4 protein-coding genes are annotated in these 4,694 nt (G+C 54.7%); all 4 read right to left on the bottom strand.

The window, feature by feature from the left end:
- Nucleotides 1-70: 70 nt before the first annotated feature.
- Nucleotides 71-1,447: a hypothetical protein gene (locus V6D20_16670; protein HEY9817413.1), complete on the bottom strand. Its 1,377-nt coding sequence runs from the start codon at nucleotides 1,445-1,447 to the stop codon at nucleotides 71-73.
- A gap of 145 nt (nucleotides 1,448-1,592) precedes the next feature.
- Nucleotides 1,593-2,339 carry a creatininase family protein gene (locus tag V6D20_16665; GenBank protein HEY9817412.1) on the bottom strand — a complete coding sequence of 249 codons (747 nt, stop codon included), beginning with the start codon at nucleotides 2,337-2,339 and terminating at the stop codon, nucleotides 1,593-1,595.
- Nucleotides 2,340-2,718: 379 nt separating this feature from the next.
- Nucleotides 2,719-3,594 carry an alpha/beta hydrolase gene (locus V6D20_16660; GenBank protein ID HEY9817411.1) on the bottom strand — a complete coding sequence of 292 codons (876 nt, stop codon included), beginning with the start codon at nucleotides 3,592-3,594 and terminating at the stop codon, nucleotides 2,719-2,721.
- An 80-nt stretch (nucleotides 3,595-3,674) separates the two neighbouring features.
- The coding region (locus tag V6D20_16655; GenBank protein ID HEY9817410.1) for a diguanylate cyclase at nucleotides 3,675-4,694 on the bottom strand (1,020 nt) is incomplete at its 5' end.

The raw sequence follows: 4,694 nt of genomic DNA, 5'->3' as shown, positions 1-4,694 counted from the left end.
ACGAGGGGCCTAGGCCCCTCGTTCTAATGATCTAAACTGCCCAGGGGAGCTAGATTGCTGCCAAAGAGTCCTAGATCGAGCCGCGCCAAGTCATGGTTTGTTCTGCCGATCGCCCCCCGAGGGAACGAATCGCCTTTAGCTCAATCTCCACCCGTACCCCCGACTGGCGATAGCGAGCATCGATGGGCAACTGTCCTAGATCAATGGAAAAGCGGTTGAAATTTTGGGTGACCCACTCGGCTGGAACCTCTCCCTCATAGCGCGTGCCAAAGCGGCCGCGATCGCCAAACCGATCCTCCGTTGAGCGGTAGCGTAGCTCAAACTGCGTTGCTACCACATCAGATTTGTCCGCCAGATCCACCACACTCAACTGTAGATCTGCACCACTGCCTGAGAACTCACCCACCGCGAGCTGGGTTGCTTCACTGCGCAGCACCAGTTCCGACACCGTATAGGTTGCCACCGATTCCTCATACTGCAGATCGCCGACTAGCCACACATCTTCCGGCACCGTCACCCGCACCGATTGATTCTCCAATAGCTCCAGACCCAGCGACTCGTTGGCCACCTCCGAGAGCGATCGCTCCGCCGCCCAGTTGAGCTGCACCGTTTGCTCCGCTCGTTCCATAAACTCGCGATACTCATCGGCCACGATCGATCCACTGGCCAGCAGCGTCGAGGCTCCCCGTCGAGTTGCCCAAATATTGCGAGAGAGAGAGACCGGCTGTTGCTGGAAGCGAGACAGGCTGAAGGTGATGGTGGGATTATCCGGTGCCAACGGTTCCGCCTGCTGCACCAGTGTCAACCGTCCCAACTGCCCTGGCTGGCCATTACGGCCCGATTGCCCGTTGCGACCATCGGCACCATCCCAACAGCGATAGCGCTCCGTTCGACAACTGCGATTCGCACTGCCTGGCGTGCCTGTGCAAACCTCTTCCTCCCAGTAGGAGCGCTCACAGCGACAGCCCGCTGCCCCATAGCCCGGTCGGCCGCCTCGCCCGGCGCGCCCCCCTGCTGCAATTACCGAGAGCGAGCGCAACTGGGCCGGATCCGTATAGTACACCGTTACCGATCCGCCATTGCCGCCATTGCCGCCATTGCCACCATCACCGCCCTGTCCACCATTGGCTGCCCGCACATCACGGCGATCGCGGGGTTGCCAACCGCAAAAGGCCGATCGCCCATTGCCGCCATCATCCCCATCACCGCCATCGGTACCCGATAGGTTGAGGTTGACCGGACTGCCATCTAACACCAGGGTACGACTTTGGCCATCCTGCCCCGATCGCCCCTCCCGTCCACGAAATCCATCGGTGCCATCGGTGCCATAGCGGCGAGCATTGCTCGATTGCCCATAGGTTTGGGCCAGGCATACCTCTTGAGCGATCGCTGGAACACTAAGAATGCAAAGCACCGCCACACCGCAGCCTACAACAAGGTTTTTCATCCGCCCCATAGTCTTTCTTGATCTCCACGCAACTCAGATGATGTCCTAGGATACAAGATACGTCTCTGAAATTCAGCATCATGACACAGGTGAATTCCGTAGGTATCCCTAGGCAGTGGAGACGGACGAACACATCGGTGAGTTTCTAGGCAGACGTTAAGAATTCCAGATATTGCCGACTCAAGTCTTTCACCGCTAGCTCATAGAGCTGACGCCCATGATCGGGGGTAGCCAGAGCCGGATTCGATCCCATGCGTCCATCTGGATAACGACGGCGAAACTCCGCAGCGCTGTAGATAGGATAGCCCGAAGAAACGTTTGGATCAAGATAAGTTGTTTTGATCGAATCTGGATAAACATACTGAGTTAGCGCCACTTCACTGGGCGTAGCATGGGAACCTTCTTCGTTACCGTAAAGTTCCTTAGCCAACCGATACACCGAACCACACATATACCAATTGGCTACCTGACACTGAACGCGATCGCCTCCTGGAATAGGCAAATCGCTCAACACCGCATAGCTTTCTGCAAAGGCCGCCTTCAGCGTGGCCACATTACCGCCGTGACCGTTAATGAAAAAGAATTGGCGAAACCCCGCCTTCGTCAAGCTCACCAAATAGTCACGAATCACCAAGATCAAGGTACTAGGACGCAGGCTAATGCTGCCAGGAAATGCCGTATGGTGCAGCGCCATGCCCACGTTAATCGTCGGACCTACCAATGCCTGAGTTGCATCACCCACCCCATGGGCGATCGCTTCAGCACAAATTGCATCGGTACCAATCAATCCAGTCGGCCCATGCTGCTCCGTGGAGCCAATGGGTAGAATTAAACCCTGGGAGCGGGTCAGGTAGTCGTCAATCTCGGGCCAGGTGCTAAGGTGCAGGAGCATAGTGATATCTAGTAAAGAGCAAACACTTTCTACCTTAGCGCGAGGGCTGAGAGAGATGTTGGTTTGTCATCCGTCATGGGGATAGATCGAGACGATGGTGACGTTAGACCACCCGTGCATCGCCAGTGCAGGGTGATCTGATTCGCGGCACAATTGTGGTGGTGCATATCAAGCAGAAGAGAGGATAGATGGCGGAGTTGTGATGGAGTCTGCGGATTATTTTATCGCACCATGATGATTTCAAGATGAGCTCAAAATGGAGCAAATACGGTATTTACAGGCTAATATATTCACTAGAAAAGAAAAGCCTAGCTTCCGTAATGGATATAATCCCATGTCCTCCTTGGCACAAGAATATAGCCTGTGGGACGCCAACCTCCTAAGCCACTGGGGTTGCCTGTAAAAAGTTATGGATGCCCTGGACAAATTCTTCGGGGGCATCTTGAGGAATCCAGTGGGATGCCTGATTGACCCGCACCAAGGTGGCGTTGGGAATCTCTTGGGCTAGCCGTTCTCCGTCTTCAATGCGCTGCCAAGGATCATCCACACCCCAGAGCAACAGGGTGGGTGCAGCAATCATAGAGTGTCGGTCTACCAAGGCCATGGTGTGGTTGGTATTCAAGGCTGAGGCATTGCGAATTAAGCTTACCTTACCTTCATCGTCGGCATAGGGGGCGACAATCCCAGCTTGAAACTCCGGCGTCAACCGTTCAGGGCGAGAAATACCGTCTGCCAAGCCACTGACCAGATAGTCTACAATGGCTTGATTCGATTTATGTTTCCACATCGGATGCCCCAGCATCAACATATCGTCGATGGGCCAAGAGTCGTAGGCAACAATATTAGATAAAATCAAGCGATCGATGCGTTCAGGAGATTCGATCGCTAAGATCAGACCGACGCCTCCACCTGTATCATGGCCCACAAGATTCACTCGGCCAAGACCGAGGGCATCTAGGAAACGGCGAATCATCTGGGCTTGGGTGATTAGGGATCGATCAAAGCGATCGCGTCGATCTGACCAACCATGACCTAAAAAGTCAGGAGCGATCACCCTATAATGCTTGGCTAGGTGAGGAATAACATCGTTGTAGAGGTATGACCATGTGGGAATGCCGTGCAGCAGCAGCAGCGGTTCTCCTTCCCCCAAATCGGTATAGGCAACCCGTACTGAACCGTCCACGATGCCATCCAGTTCGATGGTTGTCTGCCGCGCACGAAAGGCCTGGTGGTCGAGGGAAACGGGTGATGGCATACAAAATCTCCTGATTAGAATAACCTGCTTCCTAAAACAACGTTGTTCAGGAACGCGGCTGATACTATCCCGCGATCGCCCTAGGTTTGGGACGCCAGACAATAGCGATCGCGTCCCTGCTGCTTCGCCGCATAAAGGGCCTGATCTGCCGCCGCGAAGAGACTGTGGGGCGATCGCTCCTCGGAAGGAATGAAGCTGGCAATGCCCATGCTGGCAGTTACATGGGCGCTGATGCTGGAATCGGCATGGGGAATTTGCAACTGAGCGATCGCCACTGACACTTGCTGGGCCACATGGATGGCACCCACTTCACTGGTATTGGGGAGAATAATCGCCAACTCTTCGCCTCCGTAGCGGGCGACTAAATCCGCTGGTCGGCGAATTGTCGCGGTTAAGGCTTGGGCAATTCGCTTCAGACAATCGTCGCCCGCTTGGTGCCCATAGCGATCGTTGTAGGATTTGAAGTAGTCTACATCGCAGACAATCAACGATAGCGGCAGTTGCTCCCGTCGCAGCCGTCGCCATTCTTGATCCAGGTAAGCATCAAATCGGCGGCGGTTAGCCAACTGGGTTAGACCATCTAGATTCGCCAAGCGCTGCAGCTCTAGGTTCGCCATCTGCAATTCCATTTCCGATTGCTTTTGACGGGTGATATCTCGAAAGGTGACGGCAAAGCCATCTCCAAGCTTCACGGATACCAATTGGAACCAGGTTTCAATGCCCTCATAAACGTGATGGAGTTCGCGCTCTAGCACCTGTCCAGTTTCTACCACATGAACCAGGGACGGAAACAAAGCATTATCGACCTTATCCAACAGCGATCGCAGCAGTAACTTCCCAGTAAGATCCTCGCGCCGCTTTCCCACCAGCCGCGCCGCTACGGGATTGACCACCAAGCAGCGAAAATCAGCAATTTCCCCTAGGCGATCGCGTACCGACTGAGCCGCGCCAACGCCGTCTAGGGAACTATTCAACACACTTGCCAGCAGCGCCCGAGATTGATAGAGAATTTCCTCCGTTTGCTGCCGCGTTTCAATTTCCTGCTGCAGGCGAGTGTTTTGTTCACAGAGCTGCTGCCGCTGCCGCTGAATGGTGAGATG

It is taken from the genome of Candidatus Obscuribacterales bacterium (genome assembly GCA_036703605.1).
In the GTDB taxonomy this organism is placed as follows: domain Bacteria; phylum Cyanobacteriota; class Cyanobacteriia; order RECH01; family RECH01; genus RECH01.
The sequence above is the reverse complement of the archived record's forward strand: the minus strand, read 5'-3'. Positions and strand labels throughout refer to the sequence as shown.

Bases quoted from the DNA above. Each gene is read 5' to 3' on its own strand.
- V6D20_16670 (HEY9817413.1), bottom strand. From the start codon at position 1,447: ATGAAAAACCTTGTTGTAGGCTGCGGTGTGGCGGTGCTTTGCATTCTT.
- V6D20_16665 (HEY9817412.1), bottom strand. From the start codon at position 2,339: ATGCTCCTGCACCTTAGCACCTGGCCCGAGATTGACGACTACCTGACC.
- V6D20_16660 (HEY9817411.1), bottom strand. From the start codon at position 3,594: ATGCCATCACCCGTTTCCCTCGACCACCAGGCCTTTCGTGCGCGGCAG.